Consider the following 18,840-nt stretch of genomic DNA (forward strand, 5'->3'; position numbering starts at 1 on the left):
CTCGACATGCACCGCCATTGCCGATCGAGAGATGGATGCTGAAACAAGTTCAGCATGACGGGTTTGGGGGCTACGGTAGCAGCCTTAAGGCAGCAGGATGGTCGATCCGGTGGTCTTTCGCGCCTCGAGATCGCGGTGCGCCTGGGCGACTTCGGCGAGCGGGTAGGTCTGGCCGATGGTCACGGCAACCGCGCCGCTGGCGATCATGTCCCATACCCGCGCCGATCCCGCCGCGCGTTCGGAAGGGTCGGCGTAATAATGATATAGCGTCGGGCGGGTCACGAACAGCGAGCCCTTCTGCGACAGCGTGCCGAGCGCCACCCCGCTGACTGCGCCCGAGGCATTGCCATAGCTGACGATCAGCCCGCGACGCCCGGTGGAATCGAGGCTGGCCTCCCACGTGTCCTTGCCCACGCCGTCAAAGGCGACGCGCACGCCGGCGCCGCCGGTCAATTCGCGGACGCGCGGGCCGACGGCATCGCGCGAATAGTCGATCACGTGGTCCGCCCCGGCAGCGCGCGCGGCCTCGGCCTTTGCGGGAGTGGAGACGGTGCCGATCACCGTGGCGCCGATGTGCTTGAGCCACTGCACCAGCATCAGCCCGACCCCGCCTGCTGCGGCATGGACCAGCACCGGCCAGCCCGCCTGCACCTGTGCGCAGCGTTCGACGAGGAATTCGACGGTGAAGCCCTTGAGGATGGCGGCGGCGGCGATCTCGTCGGCGATGCCATCGGGCAGCTTGAACAGCGCGCTTTCCGGATAGATCCGCGCGGTAGCATAGGCGCCCAGCTCAGGCCCGAATGTGGCGACGCGATCGCCTGCCGCAAGGGCGGTGACGCCTTCGCCCACCGCAACCACGCGCCCTGCCGCTTCCACGCCAAGACCGCCGGGAATGGGAATCGGGTAGAGCCCGCCACGGTGGTAGGTGTCGATCATGTTGAGGCCGACGGCGGTATGCTCGACCAGCACTTCGTTCCGGCCGGGCGCGGGCAGGGTGACATCGGTCCAGGCGATGACTTCCGGGCCTCCGGTGGCGGTGAGGCGGACGGCTCTGGCTTGCATCGGGGGCGCTCCTGGAAAGGCGAAGAGTTTGGCTGACCCTAGCCCGCCGATGCCGCCCTTTGCAAACCGCTGACCGATGGGCGGATAGTGGCGACGCAGGCCTGCTGTGCGGCCTCGCGCATTGCCACTGTCCCGGCTTTCGAACCTTCCGGAGAAGCGTGGATGCTGCGGATCGTCCTTGCCGGCCTTGCCCTGCTGCTTGCCCCGATGCTTGCCTCGATGCTTGCGATGCCAGCGCTGGCGCAGGAGGGCGAACTTGCGCCGATGCCGGTGTGGCCCGCAGGCGTGCCTGCCATCAAGGACTGGCCCGGCTTGTCCAAGGTGCCGGTGCGCGAAGAGCTGCGCGAGAATGGCGAGCAGGCGTGGAACGTCACCGTGCCGACACTGCAGCCGTTCCTGCCCGATCCGGCCAAGGCCACCGGCATGGCGGTGGTGATCGCACCGGGCGGGGGCTTTCGCCTGCTGGCGATCCACCACGAAGGCACGCGCGTGGCGCGCTGGCTGGCGGCGCACGGGATCGCGGCTTTCGTGCTGAAGTACCGCCTGATCCAGTCACCTCCGGGTGAGACCAACGAGGCGATGCGACAGCGGGTGCTGGCCACGCTGGCGCCGGGCGTTGGCGGCATTCCCGGCGTCGAGGACGGGATGGAGGCGCTGCGCATCGTCCGTGCCAATGCGGCGAAGTGGAAGATCGATCCGCATCGCGTAGGCGTGATGGGCTTTTCGGCGGGCGGGCATGTGGCGGGGATGACGATGCTTGCGCCCAACCCGGCGGAGCGCCCGGATTTCGCCGCGCTTATCTATGGCATGCCGTTCGGGCCGACGCCGCCGATTCCGCCCGCGAACCTTCCTTCCGCGCATGGCACTTCAAAGGAGCCGTGGCTGCTGCCGCCGCCGACGCCGGCACCGGGCCGCCTGCCGCCGATGTTCATGGTGATGGCGCAGGATGACATGGCCGTGGATCAGGGATTCCGTGCCTTCTACGACCGGTTGTTTGCCGCAGGGTATCGGCCTGAGCTGCACCTCTATCAGCGGGGGGCACACGGTTTCGGCATGGCAACGCGCGGCACGACGGCGGATCACTGGATCGAGCAGTTCGGCTGGTGGCTCGACGCCGAGATGGTGCGCAAATGAGGCTGGTGACGTTGCTCGGCATGGCGCTTGCCGCGATGGGAGTGCCCGCGCTGGCCGATGTGCCGGTGCCCGATTATGCGCAAGGCCAATACTGGAGCACGGTGGACAGCCTGCCGCAGGGCGTGGCGGCGTCCCATGCGCTGCGCGGCGTTGACGTGTTCTGGATCCACCCGACGACAACGCGCTCGCAGACGGAGTACAACCACGATCCGCTTGATCCGCAAGTGCTCAAGTGGACCGAGGAAAGTGCGGTGCAGCGGCAGGGCAGCGCATTTTCGGCGTGTTGCCGGATATTCGCGCCGCGCTATCGCGCCGCCACCACCAAGGCGCTGGCCGATCCTGCCAATCGCGAGAAGGCGTTTGCGCTCGCCTATTCGGATGTCGAGCGCGCGTTTGACTGGTACATGGCGCACGAGAACAAGGGCCGGCCCTTCATCATCGCCGGGCACAGCCAGGGCGGGGCGCATACCACATCGCTGCTGGAAAAGCGGGTCAAGGGCACGAAGCTGCAGCGGCGCATGGTGGCCGCCTATGTCATCGGCATCAACCTGATGGAGGGTGACCTGTCCCCACGGCTGGCGGGCATTCCGTTCTGCAACACACCTGCGCAGACGGGGTGCTTCGTGCAGTGGAACGCGGTGTTGGCGGGCAGCGACAACGCCCCGATGCTCAAGTCCTACCGCGATATCTTCTTGGCGCAGAACGGTGGCAGGGACGGCGGCAGGCCGCTTTGCGTGAACCCCGTCACGTTCGATGTGCGCCGTGGGCTGTCGCTTTCCGCCGAGGCGAAGGGCGCCGTTGCCGGTGATCCGGGCTTCGGGCCGATGGGGCCGCTCAAGGCCGGAGCCTTGGCCGCCGAGTGCCGCGACGGGCTGCTGACCGTGTGGCCCGCGCCGTCGCTGGGCCTGAAGCCGCTGCCGGGCGGTTCGATGCATTTTCACGACGTCGGCCTGTTCTGGGCCGATACTTCCGCCAATGCCGGGCTGCGCGCCAGGGCTTGGCTCAAGGCGCACGGTTCGCGTTGATCGCGCGCTGCAAACAATGGAAAAGACCGCAATGTTGAAGTTTGTTGCCCCCCTCGCTGCCGCTCTGGTTCTGGCCGCCCCCGCACAGGCGCAGGATGCCGCTGCGGGCAAGCGCGCGTTCCTCAAGTGCGTCGCGTGCCACTCGATTGCCAAGGGTGCGCCGAACAAGATCGGGCCGAACCTGTTCGGCGTGGTCGGGCGCAAGGCGGGCACGGCACCGGGCTTCCGCTATTCGGCGGCGATGAAGGCCAAGGGCGCCGCGATCGTGTGGAACCCGGCCACGCTCGACAAGTGGCTGGCGCGTCCGTCGGCGGTGATCCCCGGCACTTCGATGGCCTTTGGCGGCGTGCCCAATGCGGCCGAGCGCGCCTCCATCATCGCCTATCTCAAGAAGCCGGTACCCTGATGGCCGGATTCCCGATCGATCGGCGCGGCCTTCTGGTCGGGGCAGGGGCGCTGGTCGCCTCGGCCCGGCTGGGGGCGATGGGAACGCGGCCGGTGGCGGAGCGGCAGTTCACGCTGACCGGCCCGGGCGGGCGCGAGATCCGCGTGAGCGAGTGGAAGCCGCGGGGCCAGGCAAAGGCGCTGGTGCTGTTCAGCCATGGCGCCGCGTCCTCGCCCCGGTTCTACGAAGCGATCTTCGGGCCGTGGCTGGCGGCGGGCTTTCACATACTCGCGCCGCTGCATGTGGATTCCATCGAGCATCCGAGGACCAAGGACTTCCCCGGCCTTGCCAGCTGGAAGGCACGGCTGGAAGACATGCGCTTGCTGTCGGCTCATGTCGGCAAGCGGCCGTGGATCGCGGCCGGGCATTCCTATGGCGGACTGGTGGCGCTGACGATGGGCGGCGCGGCGGCCGTTCCGCCCGAAGGCTGGAGCGGGCCGTTGCACGATGCCAACGCGCGTGCGGTGGTGGCGTTCAGCCCGCCTGCGCCGATCCCGGTGCTGTGCACGGCAGAAGGCTATGGCAAGGTTGCGGTCCCGGCGCTGGTCCAGACCGGCACCGCCGACCTCCTGCCCGGCATGACCGGCGAGGGCTGGCGCGGGCACCTTGTGCCCTATGAAGCCGCGGCACCGGGCGGGAACCGCTATGGCCTCGTGCTGGAAGGGGTGGACCACTACTTCGGCGGCGCGATCTGCCGTTATGACCTGCCGGGGCCGAAGCAGCTGGACCGGCTTGCCGATGCCACGCGGATTTCCACGCTGTTTGTCGACGCTTACGGGCGGGGAGACAAGGGCGCCGTGAGGCGGCTCGATGCGCTGGTCAGCGATGTGCTGCCGGTGCGATTGCTGCGCAAGTAGGCTCCGCGCAGGGCTTCATCACAACGTCACCCCGGGCTCGACCCCGGGGTGACGGTGAAGTGATGTCGAGGATCGGCGGCGAGTGCCGTCAATCCTGCTCGCTCAGTCCTGAAGCGCGATTTCCGCGATCGTGGCGTTGAAGCCTTCTGCCGTCTGGGCCTGCGCGGCTTCGTCGGCGTCTTTCAGCTGGAGGTAGAACAGGCGGCGCAGGAAGTCCTGGCGGCGCTCCTCGCGTTCCTCCAGCGCGGCCTGATCGAGTTCGAGCGTTTCGATCCCGGCGGCAAGATCGATACCCGATGCCTTGGCCACGCGCTCGGCACTGTCCATACGGTCACGCAGGACCGAGACTTCGTTGGCCAGCACCATGACCATCGACATGACGTGATCGAGGCCGGGGGTTTCGTAGAATTCCGGGCGCTTGCCGCGGGCGTGGCGGATGACGTGGGGGCGTTCGCTTGTGGTATCGGCGGTCATTGCATCGGTTCCGGTCATGCTGCCATCTGCTTTTCGAGCGGCTTGCGTGCGATCAGCACTTCCCAGCCGCCGCCGGGGGCAAATTCGCCTGCGGTGAATTCACGCTCGGCCACGGCCTCGCTGGCTTCCTGGCTGTAGCCTTCGGCGGCCGCGGCAAATTCCATCACGGCCATCGGCGCGGTATCGAAGCGCACGTCCGCCCGGTCGAACCCGGCCTTTTCGGCAAGGGCAATCTGGTCCATGTCGCGCATCGCGCCCCAGAACGGCTCGTTGTTGTACCAGGTCTCGTTGTCGAGGATGAACTGGGTGAACGGGTCCATCAGGTCGAACGGCGGCAGGTCGGCGTGGATCATCAGGCCACCGGGTGCGAGAACGCGGTGCGCCTCGGCAAAGATCCTCGGCATGGCCTTGCCGCTGGTTTCGTGCAGCAGGATGTGGCTGACGACGAGATCGAAGTGTGCATCGGGGAAGGTGGTTTCCTCCGCACTCATCTGCGCGTAGTTGACCTCAAGACCGAAGCCGGCAGCGCGGGCGTGGGCATAGCGCACGCATGGCCCGCCAACGTCGATGCCCCAGACTTCCGCTTCGGGGAACAGCTCCTTGTAGGGCAGGGTCGAATGGCCGACCGTGCAGCCCATGTCGAGAATGCGGCGCGGCTTGAAATCGGGCATGTGGCGCTTGATGTAGTTCACCACCGAACGGCCCATGTCGTCGTTGTTGGGGCCGGTATAGCCCATCGAATAGAGATAGACGCCGCGATCGTAGAGTGCGCCGACCGACACGTCGTCCTCGCACACTTCGCTGCAATAGCCGCCGGGCATGCAGTGAATGTCGAGCGCGGTGACATAGCGCGGCGGGGTGAAGCCCTCGGGGATGACGAGCTGGGCCTTGGTCGAAGCGGACAGCGCTCTGGCCTGTTCGATCAGTTCCGGCAGCTGGCGATCGACCGAACCGTTGACCGATTCCCACAGCAGTTCCTGCGCGATGCGGTTGGCAGCGGCGTAGTGCTGGAAGTAAATGTCGCCGACCATGCCATTGCGAATGTCGCGGCGGTCCTGCGGGGCGCGGCCGTGTTCCTTCTCGAACTGGCGGGCGACGCGCGTCTGGTAGATCGGGGTGAGACCGGGCAGCAGGGTGGACTGGATGAAGCCCTTGAAGCTCTTGGTGAACTCCTGCCTTGCGGCTTCGTCGGCAGTGGCCTTGGGCAGGGCGGGATGATCGGCCTGCTGGAACGTATTGAGCATCTAAGCGACTCCGCTTCGCACTTGCGCGGCACCTGCATGGAGCCTGCCACCCATGTTGGGCAAGAGCTGCCGCGAACCGCTGACCGCGTGGCGGATAGCATCAGCTGTTGCCGTGCATGTTTACCGCTTGCCGGTCATCCTCAACCTACAGATTCGTGCAAGTTCCAAAGAACAGGAATCCTGAGCAACGCCCTCTCAACCGTTGCTCGATCCCTGCCCCCGCGCGGGAGTGATCGCGCGGGGGCCTTCTTCGTATTGTTGCCGGCCTTCGTGCCTGCCAGAAGCACGGCAGAAATCGTCATCTGAAGCGCATGAGGGAATAGCAATGGCCACAGGATTGACGCCCGCAGCCCGGAGCGAGCTGGCGCGAGGCTGGCCGCTGGTGCTTGCTGCGGCGCTGGCCATTGGCGTTGGCACGATGGGCATCGGGTTCTATTCGCTCGGCCTGTTCGTGAAGCCGCTGCAGGAGGAATTCGGCTGGAGCCGGGCCGCTGTCTCTGGCGCGGCGACATTCCAGCAGTTCGGCATCTTCCTGTCCGCCCCGCTGGTCGGCTGGCTGGCAGACCGCTGGGGCGCGCGCCCGATTGCCCTGGCCAGCTTCATCGCCACGCCGATCGCCTTGCTGGCGCTATCGCGCACGGGCAATTCGGTGATGGCATGGGACGCGCTGTGGCTGGTGGTGTCGCTGGCGGGCGCGGGGACGACGCCGGCGATCTGGGCGCGGATCGTGTCGCTCAAATTCGATGCCGCGCGCGGGCTTGCGCTGGGGTTGATGCTGATGGGCACCGGCACGGCCGCGATCCTTGCGCCGGCCCTGCTCGGCCCGGTCTTCGCGACGAGCGGCTGGCGCACGGCGGTGATCGTCATGGCGGGGGCGACACTGCTGATCGGCCTGCCGGCAAGCCTGCTGGTCGGCACGTCGGACCGCCCTGCCGAAGGTGCCAAGGCGAGGGGACGGTTCGAGGTGAACCGGCAGACGCTGATGCTTCTGCTGATTGCCTTCCTTCTTGGCCTGATCGTGGCCGGGCTGATCGTGCATCTCGTGCCGATGCTGGTCGATCGCGGGATGGCGGCGGAGGACGCGGCGCAGGTTGCGGCAGGCGTGGGCGTGGCGGTGGTGGTGGCAAGGCTGGTCGTCGGCTACCTGTTCGACCGGTTCCACGCGCCCTATGTCGCGGCCCTGTTCCTGCTCTCGCCGGTGGTTGCGGCGCTGCTGCTCTATGGCGGCGGGCCGGTGTTCGTTGCCGCGCTGATGCTGGGGCTGGCCGCCGGGGCCGAGGTTGACATGCTGGCCTACTTTACCGGCCGCTATGCCGCGCTTGCCAATTACGGCGCGACCTATGGCGGCGTGCTGGGCGTGTTCTGCCTTGGCGCGGGGCTGGGGCCGATGCTGTTCGGCAAGGCCTATGACGCGCTGGGCGGCTATGACGCGGCGCTGCTCGGTTCGGCCGTGGTGCTGGCGCTGGTGGTGGTCCTGATCGCCACGCTGGGACGGTATCGCGAGAGCTGAGGCGGTCTATCCGGCCTGCGGCCAAACGCAGCGACGCTGCCGTGACGACTACGTCCTGCCGCATCATCGCAACCTTCTGCCCACCGTGTGGACAAGGATACCCATGATCGATCGCCGCAATGTGCTTACCGGCCTTTCCGTCACCGGATCGCTGCTTGCAGCGCCCCTGGCTGCCCGTTCCACCGGAGTGAAGGGGGATGGCGTGCTCGACGTATCAAGCGCCGAGGGGCGGTTGCGCAACTTCATCATGATGCGTGGCGCGCTGGACGAAGGGTTGATCACCAGCTGGGTTTCGGCGCGGTACTATGGCGTGGTGGAAGACCGGATGGACCCGCTGTTTGCCGTGGTCTCGGCGGTATGGTCGCGCTATCGGCAGGTCGCCGACGGGTTCGAGGCGGTGAACTTCGAACTGGCTTGGTTCACCGATCCTCTGACCGGCAAGGCGCTGGAGACATGGGACAATCCTTATACCGGCAAGACCTGCAAGGTGCCGACCGGGGGCATGCCGCCTTCGAAGATCCGCTTCGGCAGGGACCTTTCGTTCCATATCGCCCGCGAGATCCCGGGGCTGCAGATGGAGCACGACGTGCTGCCCTTCGACGTGCGCGGCGACGATGTGTGGGTGACCGAGCGTTCGCGCACGGCGATCACCTTTCCCGGCGCGGCAAAGCCCTTCCGCTATTCGGAAAGCAACACGTTCCATGCCAGGCGGCATGACCTGACCCGCCCCGGCGCGACCCGCGTGACGAGCGAGGTGAGCTTTACCAACGTCTGTTCGTGGCGGCCGTGGATGGAGATGGGCGACCGTCCCGGCCACCTGACCGCCACCGGCATCGGCCGCCAGAACGCTTCGCCGGACTCGCTGCCGCCCGCCTTCGTTGCGGCGACGCGGGAGCGGCGGCCCGAGATGCTGACGAACCCCGGCGCGATCCTGCAGCCGCTGTGGGATGCCAAGGGCTGACCGCAGGGCTGCACCTGCGGTGCGGCATCAGCAGTAGGTCGGGCGCAGATCAAACCTTGCGGACGGCCTGATGTGATCCGGACATGAAAAGGGGCGGTGCATCGCTGCACCGCCCCTTTTTGTTCGACCGGATGGCCGGATGGATCAGAACTTGTAGCTGCCGCGGAAGCCGACCGTGCGCAGTTCCGGCAAGCCGACGTTGAGGTAACCGATCGCGGCACCGGCCAGCGCGAAGGTGGGCTCAAGCAGGTTGAGCTGGTTGACCGAGATGTAGTTCTTGTCGTTAAACAGGTTGACGGCAAAGACCTCGCCGCTGAACGCGCCCTTGGTGAAGCCGATGCGGGCGTTGACCTGCGTGCGGCCCTTGATCCAGGTGAGGTTCGCCGGATCGACGAACTGGCGCGACTTGTAGGACATGTCGCCACGCACGAACCAGGTGCTCTCCTCGCCCAGCTTGCCAGTGTACTGCAGCCCGAGGTTGGCCGAATACTTCGAGGTCAGCGGCAGCTGGTTGCCCTTGAAGCCAGCGCCGACCACGCCGGTGAGGCGCGTGATCGCAGGATCGGCAAAGACGCGGATCGAACTGTCGTTGATCGCACCCGAAGCGTTGATGGTGAACCCGTCGAACGGCTCGGCATTGATGTCGAGCTCGAAGCCGCGAACCTGCGTCGTGCCGGTATTGGCCACGCCGCTGACGATCGAGGGCAGCGCATTCGGGATCGTGGTATCGAGGAACACCACCGAACGGTTGTTGTGCTGCTCGCTCCAGTCGGCGAGGTAGGCAGCGGCGGTGACGTAGAGCCTGCCATCGAGGAACTTGCCCTTCAGGCCAAGTTCGTAGTTCGTCAGCTTTTCAGGCTTCACGATCACGCCAAGGCCGATCGACTGTGCTGCGGCAAATTCACCGGCCGAACCCGAAAGGAAGTTGGTGTTGAACGAGTTCAGCGTGACGTTTGCCGCCTTCGACCACGAGGCATAGACCATCACGTCAGGCGTGACGTCATAGTTGACGATGACGCGCGGCATGAAGTTGTCGAACGACTTGTTGAAGAAGGTGGTCAGCGGCGCGAAGGTGCCGGCGGGCAGGCCATAAGTGCTGGCAGCCGCAGCGCCGATCGTCAGCGAACGCCCACCGACGTAAGCGTAGATCTTGTCGCGCTGCCAGCGACCTTCGGCGCTGATGGTCAGCGCATCGGTGACATCATAGCTGACGCTGCCGAACACGCCCCAGGTTTCGGCCCGTGCCGGCGGCTGGTACGAGCTGGCTGCACGCGGTGCGCCGAACTGCTCCTCGGCAAAGACACTGACCAGATCGGACTGCGTCTTGGTTTCAAGGTAGCTGCCGCCAAGCATCGCCTTGAGCGCGCCACCCTTGTCATAGGACACGCGCAGTTCCTGCGAGAAGTCCTGGTTCTTGCGTTCGACCAGGAACGGGAACGACCAGTAGGAGCGCAGGCCGTTCGCGACTGTGGCCAGCGGATTGCGCAGCAGGCGGCTGTCGTAGTTGTCGAGGTCGGCCAGTTCCGAATAGGATTCGTTGTTGTAGCCGGTGAGCGACGACAGCGTGACGCCGGTATCGCCGAGCTCGTAGTCGACGTTCAGGTGCAGGTGGTAATACTGGCGGACCAGACCGTAACCCTTGACGCCCTTGCCGGGGGTGATGAAACGTGATGCATAGTTGCCGAGGATCCCGGCGAGTAGGGCGTCTTCCTGCGTGTTCTGCATAGGCCCGAACCCTGCTGGCAGGGCAGGCAATGCGCCACAGACGAAAGGATTCGTACCGTTCAGGGTGCAGTTGGCGCTGCTGGGCAGGATCAGCGTGCCGTTGCTGTTTCCGCTGCGCGCCGGAATGTTGATGTTGCCATTGTTGGCGCGCAGTTCGTAGCCAGACAGAATGCCCTGTGCCGACGGGCCGTCATCGTCTTCGGAGTAGAGGCCGAGCGCGCGGATCTTCAGCGAAGAGGAAGGCGTGAACTCGAGCGCGAGAGTCCCGGTGCGGGTGCGCTGGTCGCCAAGCGATTCGTCCGGGTTGGCCCCGTTGCGGTAGGAGCCGTCCTTCGAGAACTGGCGTCCGGTGATGCGGAAGCTCAGAACGTCCGCGACGATCGGGCCTTCGAGGGCAATCGAAGCATCGAAGTTGTTGCGCGTGCCAGCCATGGCGGTGATCGAACCGCCAAAGTCATTGCCGGCCTTCTTGGTCACGATGTTGATCGCGCCGGCAAAGGCGTTGCGGCCGAAGTAGGCGTTCTGCGGACCCTTGAGCAGTTCGATGCGGGCGGGGTCGGCGATCGCATTGAGCGCGGTGGCAGAGGCCACCGGCACGCCATCGATGAAGCTGGCGGTGAGCGTCGAAGTGGTGGTCGACGGGGTCATGCCGCGCAGGGAGATCTGCTGGAACGAGCGGTCGTTGCGGCCGGAGTTGTTGTTCGAGACGTTGATGCCCGGCGTGTTGAGCACGACGTCGTTGACGTTGGTGATGCCGCGCTTCTCGATGTCCTGAGCGGTCAGGGCAGAAATGGCGATCGGCGTTTCGAGGAGGCTTTCCTCGCGCTTGCGGGCGGTGACGGTGATGATGCCGAGGCCGCCCTCGTTCTCGGAAGCCTGCGGCTGTTCATCAGCGGCAAAAGCGGTGACCGGCGCGGAAAGTGCCATGCCCGAAAGTGCTATGGCCAGAACGGAAGCGGATGTCCTATTTGCAAAATTCTTCATGGTTCCCCCCATAAGAACGTTTGAATGTAACCGGCACGTCAAGAAAGTCCGCCAAAGGCGGATTGGCACACGTCTGAAGTCTTTTTGATCAACCCGTACCCTGCGGGCACATCCTGCCGGATGGCCTGCTTTCGGATCGTGAGGCTTGCGCGTGGGGCGGTCGTTCACAACGATTGCGCTGCACAATATCCGCCACTCGGAGAATCTCGGGGGTTGCCCCGATCCTGATCGGTAGCAATCAGTCTCCGAAAGACTGCGACGCCTATCCGACTGGTGGTGACCACCGCTCGTGCAATCGACATGGGGCCTTCGCATGTGGCGATTGGCATCGGGAAGACGCCTGTCCTATGGGTGGCGGTCAAGGGAACGTGACGATTATGACAATGGACCGGCGCACTTTTTCGCTTGCGGGCCTGGGTGGCCTCGGCCTTGCCGCGATGGGCGCGGCGCAACCCGCGCTGGCGGCGCGCAAGGCGAAGAAGGCGGCCAGCCCTGCGGTGGCGCCGAAGAAGCCCGGGCAAAGCGACGTGATCGTGCTGGGCGCAGGGGTTTCCGGCCTGCAGGCGGCGTGGATGCTCGAGCAGGAAGGCAAGAGCGTTACCGTGATCGAAGCGCGCGAGCGCGTCGGCGGGCGGATCTGGACGCTGCTCGATCAGCCGGGCTACCCGGAAATGGGCTTCAATTCGATGGCGGCCGGTTACGGTCGCGGGTTGGATGCCGCTGCCCGTGCCGGCGTAGAGATGGTCGAGGTGGGCGCACGCTGGCGCTCCGGCCCGCCGCCGCTGCTGTGGATCAACGGCAAGCCGATGACTCGCGCCGAATGGGCCGCGTTCCCCGGCAATCCCTTGCCCGAAAAACTGAAGATGCTGATGCCCGGCGAAGTCGTGGGCAAGCTGGTTTCGGACAACAACCGCCTGGCCGACTGGTCAAGCTGGCACGATCCGGCCAATGCCGCGCTCGATATCTCGCTGTACGAATACCTCAAGGCGCAGGGCCTTTCGGACGCGGCGATCCACCTGTGCAACGACATTGCGCCCTATTACGGCGTGAATGCCTGGGACGTCTCGTCCCTGATGATGGAATACAACGACGGCTTCGTGAAGGGGCAGGCGGCCGCTGGCCCTGAATCGCTCTCGGTCAAGGGCGGCAACATTCACCTGGCAACCGGCATGGCCAAGCTGCTGAAGGGTGACGTGCTGCTGGGGCGCGAGGTCGTGGGCATCACGCAGGATGGGGCGAGCGTGACCGTGCACATCGCCGATGGCTCCACCTTCAGCGCGCCGCACGTGATCTGCTCGCTGCCGTTTTCGGCCCTGCGCAACGTGAAGGTGCTGCCAGCGCTGGAAGGGTTGCAGGCGCAGGCGGTGGGCCAGCTCGGCTATCAGCCGATCTCGATGGTTTTCGTCACCGCCACCTCGCCGTTCTGGGACGAGGACAAGCTGGCGCCGGGCATGTGGACCGATGGTCCGCTGGGCAATGTCATGCCGCAGCGCTATGGCGCCGATCTTGCCGAGATCACCGGCTTCATCGTTCAGGCGCGCGGCAATCTGGCGCTTTACTGGGACCGCATGGGGGCAGACGCCGCCAAGGCGATGGTCGTGCGCCAGATCGAGACCCTGCGCCCCGCCGCCAAGGGCAAGGTCGCCGCGCACAGCTACTTCAGCTGGGCGGACGAGCGTTTCAATGGTGGTGACGTATCGTTCTTCGGGCCGGGCCAGGTCAAGTGGCTCGACGAGATGATCAAGCCCGCCGGTCGCGTCCATTTCTGTGGCGAGCATACCGCACAGGGCGCGCGCGGGCTGGAAGGTGCGCTGGAATCGGCCGAGCGCGTGGCGCTTGAAGTTCTGACCGCCTGACGCGGTCGGGTGAAGTCTTGACCGCTTGAGGCGGGTTCTGAATTCAGGGGTAAGGTACTGATGGAATACGATTACATCCCGCTGCCGCAGCGCAAGCCGCTGGTCTGGCCGAACGGTGCCCGGGTCGCGCTGATCCTGACGTTCAACCTCGAGACGTGGGACCTGACCAAGGACACCGACAAGCCCTATTACGCAGGCGGCCCGGCGATCCTGCCCGACGTGCTGCCCGGCAACACGCCCGACTTCCCGAACTTCACCTGGCGCGAATATGGCCAGCGCGTCGGCCTGTGGCGGCTGATCGACCTGTTCGACGAACTGGGCGTGAAAGCCAGCTGCACCACCAATGCCGTCACGTTCGAGCGGCGCAAGGCGATGACCGATGCCGTGCTGGAGCGCGGCTGGGAACTGCTGACCCACAACTGGGAGCAGGGCGAACTGCTTTCGAGCTTTGCGCACGAACCGGCCAAGGAGCGCGACATCATCCTGCGCAGCCTTGACCAGTTCGAGAAGTTCACCGGGCGCAAGAGCAAGGGCTGGCTGTCGTCCTCCTTGCGCGGCACGATGCAGACGGCCGACATCCTCGCCGAATATGGCTGCACGTTCTACTGCGACATCATGAACGACGATCAGCCCTATCTGCTGCGTACGCCGCACGGGCCGATCGTTTCAGTGCCCTATTCCAACGAAATCAACGATTTCACCTTCATCACCCGCAAGAACTACACCACCAACGAATACCGCGATGCCCTGATCGAGGAACTCGACGTGCTCTATGCCGAAGGGGCGAAGACCGGGCGGATCATGAACCTCGGGCTGCACCCGCACGTTTCGGGCCGCGCCCATCGCGTGCGCGCGCTGCGTGAATTCATCGAACACGCCAAGAGCCTGCCCGGCGTGTGGTGGGCGACGCGCGAGGAAATCGCCGAGTGGTATCTCGCCAACCATGAAAGCCACATTCCGGGCCAGTTGGAAGGCGGCGCCAAGTGAGCAAGCCCGAAACCATCCTGATCGTCGGCGGTGGCGTGGCGGGAATGACCGCTTCTGCCGCGCTGGCCCAGCAGGGCTTCAAGGTGACGCTGCTGGAAAGCGCGCCGCAGTTCGGCGAGATCGGCGCCGGACTGACGCTGACGCCGAACGCGATGAAGGGCCTCGATTTCATCGGCATCTGCGAGGAAGCGGCAGCGGTCGCGGTCGAGCCCACCCGCCAGCGCATCCAGCACTGGCAGGATGGGCGCACGCTGGTGGCGATGGACCGTTCGACCCAGCGCGAAAAGTATGGCGCGCCCTACATTACCGTCCACCGCGCCGACCTGCATGGCGTGATGACCCGCGCGGCCGAGCGTTCGGGCGTGGAGATGGTGGCGGGAGCGCAAGTCGTCTCCAGCGAAGGCACGACGGTGACGCTGGCCGATGGCCGGCAGTTCAGCGCGGATGTGCTGATTGGCGCCGATGGCGTGAAGAGCGTGATCCGCCAGCGCTTTGGCGATGATGCGCCGCACTTCACCGGGCACGTCGCCTGGCGCTGCCTGGTGCCGGTGACCGAAGAGATTCAGGACCTCTCCGACTTCCCCGGCATCATCATCGGCCCCGGCGCGATGATGAACCGCTACAACGTGCGCGGTTCGAAGGTGATGAACTTCGTGTTCTTCGCGCGGCAGGAAGGCTGGAACGAGGAAGGCTGGACCACGCCTGCCGATCCTGCAGAACTCCAGTCGATCTACGGTCACTGGTGCGACGATGCTCGGCGACTGCTCAAGGCCGCCGTGGCGCAGCCGCTGTTCAAGTGGGCGATCAATGCGCGCAAGCCGATGGATACCTGGGTGCAGGGTGGCAATGTCACGCTGATCGGCGATGCGGCGCACGCGATGACACCGTTCCTCGGCCATGGCGCGGCCTGCGGGATCGAGGATGCGGTGGTGCTGGCGCGTGCGCTGGCGGCATCGGATTCGGCGGCAGAGGGCCTTGCCCGCTATGAGAAGGCGCGGCACGAACGCGCGACCTTCATCCAGCAGGAATCGAACGCCAACGCCGATCGCATGCAGGGCCAGGACACAGACCTGTTCGGCCTTGGCGAGATGAAGGACGAGGAATCGCTCGGCCTGTTCACCTATGACCCGAGGACCGTCGAAGTATGAGCGTTTCGCCAGTTCCCTTTGACGGCAACCCGATCGCGCCGGAGACGGAGCGTTTCCTGAAGGAAACGCACCGCCTGCTGATCGGCGGGCAATGGGTCGAAGGTTCAGGCGAACTGGAAACACGTGATCCGGCGACGGGCCTTGTGCTGGCAAGGTTCCAGACGGGCGGCGCGGCGGAAGTGGACCGCGCAGTCAAGGCCGCGCGCGCCGCGTTCGAAGGGCCGTGGGGCCGGATGACCGTGGCCGAGCGAACGGCGCTGCTGCACAAGTTGGCGCGGGTGATGGACGCCAATGCCACGCTGCTGACCGAACTCGACGTGATCGACAACGGCATGCCGCGCTTCATCGCCGGGCTGACCACCGCGAACTGTGTCGAGATGATCGACTACTACGCGGGTGCAGTGATGCGGATAGAGGGCACGACCATCGCCCCGCCGCGCCACATCGCCGCCGAGGCCGAAGCGCTGACTTATACCCTGCGTGAGCCGGTGGGTGTTGCGGGCCAGATCGTGCCGTGGAACGTGCCGCTTTCCACCGCGATTCTCAAGCTGGCGCCCGCACTGGCCGCAGGCTGCACGGTGGTGATGAAGCCATCAGAGGAAACGCCGCTTTCGGCCTTGGCGCTGGGGGGCATGATCCTTGAAGCGGGCATCCCGGCGGGCGTGGTCAACATCGTCAACGGGCTTGGTGCAGAGGCGGGGCAGGCGCTGGCCGAGCATCCCGGCGTCGACAAGATCTCGTTCACCGGATCGACCGCGACCGGCAAGCGCATCATCCAGGCGGCGCTCGGCAATCTCAAGAAGGTCAGCCTCGAACTTGGCGGCAAGAGCCCGGTCGTGGTCATGCCCGATGCCGATCTGGCGCTGGCCGTGCCCGGCGTGGCCATGGCAACATTCTTCCTGCAGGGGCAGAACTGCATGGCCGGAACGCGCATCTTCGCGCACGCCGCAATCCATGATGCGCTCATGGAAGGCGTCGCGGCGTTCTGCAAGGTGATGACGCTGGGCCACGGCCTTGACCCCGCAACCACGCAGGGGCCGATGATCTCGGACGGGCACGCGGCCAAGGTCATGGGCTATATCGAGCGGGCCAAGGCCGATGGCGTGACCTTGGTTGTCGGGGGCGAAAAGCTCGACCGGCCGGGCAACTTCATCCAGCCCACGGTGTTCAGCGGCTGCGACAACGCCATGCCGCTGATGCGCGAGGAGATCTTCGGCCCGGTCATGGCCGTGCAGAAGTTCGAGAGCGACGATCTGGACGCCATTGCCGCCCTTGCCAACGACACGCCCTATGGCCTGTCGGGCAGCGTGTGGACGCGCGATCTTTCGACGGCGCACCGCCTGGTCAAGCGCATTCGCGCCGGCCAGGTCTCGATCAACTGCCACGGCGCGGTCGGCACCAACATCCCGTTCGGCGGCTATGGCCAGTCGGGCTGGGGGCGCGAGTTCGGTCAGGAGGGGCTGGACGCCTATCTTGAAACGAAGGCCGTAACGGCACGGCTCTGATTGCGTGCGGGCATGGTTGCTGTAAGGCAGCCAGATGGCCCGCAAGCATTCAAAACATGGTCGCTACGACGACTTCGATACCCAGGACGAGGAAGAGGCGCCGCCGCCGGTGCCGTGCTGGCTGTGCGGACGACCCACCGGCAGCACCATCGTATGGCACCACCCGATCCCCAAGAGCCGGGGCGGGCGCGACGTGGTGCCGATGCACGGCATCTGCCAGCAGACGCTGACCGTGAACTTCACCAATTCCGAACTGCAGCGCATCGGCATGGACGTCGAAAAGCTGCTCGACAACCCGGCGATCCGCAAGTTCGTCGACTGGGTGGCGAACAAGGACCCCGACTTCACCGCGACGATTGCCAAGAAGCAGCGGTGACCTTGCAGCTTTGACGGTGATGGCTTATGTATCGTGAATGTCGATACATGAAGCATGGTCATGCAGGTGCAGGTAAAGAAGTGGGGCAACAGCGCTTCGGTGCGCATCCCCGCATCGGTGCTCGCTGCGGCCTCGCTGAAGATCGATCAGGCGGTCGACGTGCGTGAGGAGGGCGGCCGGGTGATTATCGAGCCGATTGCCGAACCGCGCTTCGATCTCGATGAACTGCTCGCCGCGATGACGCCCGAGAGTTTTCCCGAAGACGTCGCGTTCGGCCCTGCCGTTGGCGGTGAAGCCTGGTGAGTGCCTACGTCCCGGCGGCGGGCGACGTTGTTTGGCTGCAGTTCGATCCGCAGGCCGGGCACGAACAGGCAGGCCATCGTCCCGCTCTGGTGCTGTCGCCGCAGCGCTACATCAAGGCGCGGGGCATGATGCTGTGCTGCCCGATGACCTCGCGGATCAAAGGCTATCCCTTTGAAGTCGTGGTCAGCGTCGAGCCGCCGAGTGCCGTTCTGGCCGATCAGATCAAGGCGCTCGATTGGCGAGCGCGCAAGGCGACGCACAAGGGCAAGGTGCCAGAAGCGGTCCTTGCCGAGGTGCGCGCCAAGCTGAAGGCGCTGATCTTCTAGTTCCTGAGCCTAGGCATTCCCCATCGGCACGTTCGACAGGTCGTGGCTGATCGCGGCGGCTGTCGCTTTCAGGTCGTCGAGGTAGGTTTCGAGCGCGGTCGAGAGCTTCATGGCGGCGACGAAGAACACCATGGTCATGGCGGCTTCGAAGTGGCCGTTGCGGAAGATCGGCACGGCGATCGACGAGGTCTTGCCCGGCGTCAGGTTGAAGTGGTTGCGGCCCTGCACGGCATAGCCATCGGCGCGGATGCGTTCGACATCGAGGCTGACTTCGGCAGTGGCGAGGTAGTTGAGGTCGATATCCTGCGACACGCGCATGAAGCGCAGGATCATCTCGCGCTCTTCCGGATCGGCAAAGGCCATCGAGACCTTGCCCGAGGCGCTGTCGAGGATCGGCAGGGTGAAGCCCGGGTAGTAGTGCTCGAAGGTGAGCGATGAATTGGCGTGGGTGCTGTCACGCAGCATCATCTCGCGGCCGACGCGGATGGCGATGGAGACCGGCCAACCGGCCCGGGCAGTGAAGGCGACTATGTGCGGGCGGGCGATGCGGACCAGTTCATCGTCGTGCTGGAAGCCGGTGGCCAGCGTCTGGACGAGGGCAGTGGCGCGGTAGCGCTTGCGGGCGGGTTCCTGCTCGATCAGGCCTTCGTAAAGCAGGGTCTGCACGATGCGGCAGGCGGTGGGATAAGGCACCTCGGCGGACTTGGCGATTTCCATCATCGAGAGCGAGCCGTGGCGGTTGATTGCCTTCAGCGCGGCGATGGATCGCGTGATCGACCGGATAGGAACGCCTTTTTCCATTGTACGACTCCCCTTGGCACTCTGTGGTTGGCCGCAGAGTGACAAGAGAATGTCATTTAACCGAATTGTTCAAGGAATTATCCGCCTGTCGGATAAACCTGTCCCCAATTCGGAACA

At 65.4% G+C, this 18,840-nt stretch carries 18 protein-coding genes; 13 read left to right on the forward strand and 5 right to left on the reverse strand.

What is annotated here, in order from left to right; genetic code table 11:
• Positions 1-84 precede the first annotated feature (84 nt).
• Entirely contained in the window at positions 85-1,062 is a 978-nt protein-coding gene (locus tag ACZ1JY_RS16210) for a quinone oxidoreductase family protein (protein WP_465131307.1), read from the reverse strand.
• Positions 1,063-1,149: 87 nt separating this feature from the next.
• On the opposite strand from ACZ1JY_RS16210, the gene ACZ1JY_RS16215 reads away from it, so the two are divergent.
• Genes ACZ1JY_RS16215 through ACZ1JY_RS16230 form a run of 4 tightly spaced genes read left to right on the forward strand, consistent with a single transcriptional unit; the run spans position 1,150 to position 4,523 of the window.
• Complete coding sequence (locus ACZ1JY_RS16215) at positions 1,150-2,196, forward strand: alpha/beta hydrolase (RefSeq protein WP_465131308.1); 1,047 nt, start codon at positions 1,150-1,152, stop codon at positions 2,194-2,196.
• Positions 2,193-3,221: a DUF3089 domain-containing protein gene (locus tag ACZ1JY_RS16220; RefSeq protein WP_465131309.1), complete on the forward strand. Its 1,029-nt coding sequence runs from the start codon at positions 2,193-2,195 to the stop codon at positions 3,219-3,221. The genes ACZ1JY_RS16215 and ACZ1JY_RS16220 overlap by 4 nt, the downstream gene beginning before the upstream one ends.
• A 31-nt stretch (positions 3,222-3,252) precedes the next feature.
• Positions 3,253-3,627 (forward strand): c-type cytochrome, encoded by a 375-nt coding sequence (locus ACZ1JY_RS16225; RefSeq protein WP_168904806.1) that lies wholly within the window; start codon positions 3,253-3,255, stop codon positions 3,625-3,627.
• Positions 3,627-4,523 carry an alpha/beta hydrolase family protein gene (locus ACZ1JY_RS16230; RefSeq protein WP_465131310.1) on the forward strand — a complete coding sequence of 299 codons (897 nt, stop codon included), beginning with the start codon at positions 3,627-3,629 and terminating at the stop codon, positions 4,521-4,523. The genes ACZ1JY_RS16225 and ACZ1JY_RS16230 overlap by 1 nt, the downstream gene beginning before the upstream one ends.
• A gap of 102 nt (positions 4,524-4,625) precedes the next feature.
• On the opposite strand, the gene ACZ1JY_RS16235 is transcribed toward ACZ1JY_RS16230, so the two are convergent.
• The gene (locus ACZ1JY_RS16235; RefSeq protein ID WP_465131311.1) at positions 4,626-5,015 is read right to left on the reverse strand and encodes a hypothetical protein; all 390 of its coding nucleotides are present in this window, start codon (positions 5,013-5,015) and stop codon (positions 4,626-4,628) included.
• Positions 5,012-6,241 (reverse strand): class I SAM-dependent methyltransferase, encoded by a 1,230-nt coding sequence (locus ACZ1JY_RS16240; protein WP_465131312.1) that lies wholly within the window; start codon positions 6,239-6,241, stop codon positions 5,012-5,014. The genes ACZ1JY_RS16235 and ACZ1JY_RS16240 overlap by 4 nt, the downstream gene beginning before the upstream one ends.
• A gap of 325 nt (positions 6,242-6,566) precedes the next feature.
• On the opposite strand from ACZ1JY_RS16240, the gene ACZ1JY_RS16245 reads away from it, so the two are divergent.
• Together ACZ1JY_RS16245 and ACZ1JY_RS16250 are read left to right on the forward strand one after the other, a co-directional pair.
• A complete protein-coding gene (locus ACZ1JY_RS16245) occupies positions 6,567-7,751 on the forward strand; it encodes an MFS transporter (RefSeq protein WP_465131313.1) in 1,185 nt (394 codons plus the stop codon).
• A gap of 103 nt (positions 7,752-7,854) precedes the next feature.
• On the forward strand, positions 7,855-8,712 hold the full coding sequence (locus ACZ1JY_RS16250) for a DUF1838 family protein (RefSeq protein WP_465131314.1): 858 nt from the start codon (positions 7,855-7,857) through the stop codon (positions 8,710-8,712).
• Positions 8,713-8,856: 144 nt separating this feature from the next.
• On the opposite strand, the gene ACZ1JY_RS16255 is transcribed toward ACZ1JY_RS16250, so the two are convergent.
• Positions 8,857-11,364 carry a TonB-dependent receptor gene (locus ACZ1JY_RS16255; RefSeq protein ID WP_465131315.1) on the reverse strand — a complete coding sequence of 836 codons (2,508 nt, stop codon included), beginning with the start codon at positions 11,362-11,364 and terminating at the stop codon, positions 8,857-8,859.
• A 434-nt stretch (positions 11,365-11,798) separates the two neighbouring features.
• Between ACZ1JY_RS16255 and ACZ1JY_RS16260 the strand changes: the two genes are divergently transcribed.
• From ACZ1JY_RS16260 to mazF, 7 genes are read left to right on the forward strand one after another with little or no spacing between them, the layout of a single operon-like run.
• On the forward strand, positions 11,799-13,277 hold the full coding sequence (locus tag ACZ1JY_RS16260) for a flavin monoamine oxidase family protein (protein WP_465131555.1): 1,479 nt from the start codon (positions 11,799-11,801) through the stop codon (positions 13,275-13,277).
• Between the two features lie 60 nt (positions 13,278-13,337).
• On the forward strand, positions 13,338-14,264 hold the full coding sequence (locus ACZ1JY_RS16265; protein WP_465131316.1) for a polysaccharide deacetylase family protein: 927 nt from the start codon (positions 13,338-13,340) through the stop codon (positions 14,262-14,264).
• Positions 14,261-15,412: an FAD-dependent monooxygenase gene (locus tag ACZ1JY_RS16270; protein WP_465131317.1), complete on the forward strand. Its 1,152-nt coding sequence runs from the start codon at positions 14,261-14,263 to the stop codon at positions 15,410-15,412. The genes ACZ1JY_RS16265 and ACZ1JY_RS16270 overlap by 4 nt, the downstream gene beginning before the upstream one ends.
• Positions 15,409-16,917: an aldehyde dehydrogenase family protein gene (locus ACZ1JY_RS16275; protein ID WP_465131318.1), complete on the forward strand. Its 1,509-nt coding sequence runs from the start codon at positions 15,409-15,411 to the stop codon at positions 16,915-16,917. Before ACZ1JY_RS16270 ends, ACZ1JY_RS16275 begins: the two co-directional genes overlap by 4 nt.
• 34 nt (positions 16,918-16,951) lie before the next feature.
• Positions 16,952-17,293, forward strand: a complete 342-nt coding sequence (locus tag ACZ1JY_RS16280; RefSeq protein ID WP_465131319.1) for a hypothetical protein — start codon at positions 16,952-16,954, stop codon at positions 17,291-17,293.
• A 60-nt stretch (positions 17,294-17,353) separates the two neighbouring features.
• Positions 17,354-17,596 (forward strand): AbrB/MazE/SpoVT family DNA-binding domain-containing protein, encoded by a 243-nt coding sequence (locus tag ACZ1JY_RS16285; protein WP_118075890.1) that lies wholly within the window; start codon positions 17,354-17,356, stop codon positions 17,594-17,596.
• Complete coding sequence (gene mazF, locus ACZ1JY_RS16290; protein ID WP_465131556.1) at positions 17,590-17,922, forward strand: endoribonuclease MazF; 333 nt, start codon at positions 17,590-17,592, stop codon at positions 17,920-17,922. The genes ACZ1JY_RS16285 and mazF overlap by 7 nt, the downstream gene beginning before the upstream one ends.
• Before the next feature lie 9 nt (positions 17,923-17,931).
• Here the strand turns inward: mazF and ACZ1JY_RS16295 are convergent, their stop codons facing one another.
• Positions 17,932-18,723 carry an IclR family transcriptional regulator gene (locus tag ACZ1JY_RS16295; protein ID WP_144906269.1) on the reverse strand — a complete coding sequence of 264 codons (792 nt, stop codon included), beginning with the start codon at positions 18,721-18,723 and terminating at the stop codon, positions 17,932-17,934.
• Between the last annotated feature and the right edge of the window lie 117 nt (positions 18,724-18,840).

Source organism: Novosphingobium sp. BL-A-41-Hi4B-X5A (assembly GCF_055521705.1).

Coding starts and splice junctions, on each gene's coding strand:
- ACZ1JY_RS16260 (WP_465131555.1), top strand. CDS start 11,799: ATGACAATGGACCGGCGCACTTTTTCGCTTGCGGGCCTGGGTGGCCTC.
- ACZ1JY_RS16265 (WP_465131316.1), top strand. CDS start 13,338: ATGGAATACGATTACATCCCGCTGCCGCAGCGCAAGCCGCTGGTCTGG.
- ACZ1JY_RS16285 (WP_118075890.1), top strand. CDS start 17,354: ATGCAGGTGCAGGTAAAGAAGTGGGGCAACAGCGCTTCGGTGCGCATC.
- ACZ1JY_RS16295 (WP_144906269.1), bottom strand. CDS start 18,723: ATGGAAAAAGGCGTTCCTATCCGGTCGATCACGCGATCCATCGCCGCG.
- ACZ1JY_RS16225 (WP_168904806.1), top strand. CDS start 3,253: ATGTTGAAGTTTGTTGCCCCCCTCGCTGCCGCTCTGGTTCTGGCCGCC.
- ACZ1JY_RS16220 (WP_465131309.1), top strand. CDS start 2,193: ATGAGGCTGGTGACGTTGCTCGGCATGGCGCTTGCCGCGATGGGAGTG.
- ACZ1JY_RS16275 (WP_465131318.1), top strand. CDS start 15,409: ATGAGCGTTTCGCCAGTTCCCTTTGACGGCAACCCGATCGCGCCGGAG.
- ACZ1JY_RS16235 (WP_465131311.1), bottom strand. CDS start 5,015: ATGACCGGAACCGATGCAATGACCGCCGATACCACAAGCGAACGCCCC.
- ACZ1JY_RS16210 (WP_465131307.1), bottom strand. CDS start 1,062: ATGCAAGCCAGAGCCGTCCGCCTCACCGCCACCGGAGGCCCGGAAGTC.
- ACZ1JY_RS16255 (WP_465131315.1), bottom strand. CDS start 11,364: ATGGCACTTTCCGCGCCGGTCACCGCTTTTGCCGCTGATGAACAGCCG.
- ACZ1JY_RS16230 (WP_465131310.1), top strand. CDS start 3,627: ATGGCCGGATTCCCGATCGATCGGCGCGGCCTTCTGGTCGGGGCAGGG.
- ACZ1JY_RS16250 (WP_465131314.1), top strand. CDS start 7,855: ATGATCGATCGCCGCAATGTGCTTACCGGCCTTTCCGTCACCGGATCG.
- ACZ1JY_RS16245 (WP_465131313.1), top strand. CDS start 6,567: ATGGCCACAGGATTGACGCCCGCAGCCCGGAGCGAGCTGGCGCGAGGC.
- ACZ1JY_RS16280 (WP_465131319.1), top strand. CDS start 16,952: ATGGCCCGCAAGCATTCAAAACATGGTCGCTACGACGACTTCGATACC.
- ACZ1JY_RS16240 (WP_465131312.1), bottom strand. CDS start 6,241: ATGCTCAATACGTTCCAGCAGGCCGATCATCCCGCCCTGCCCAAGGCC.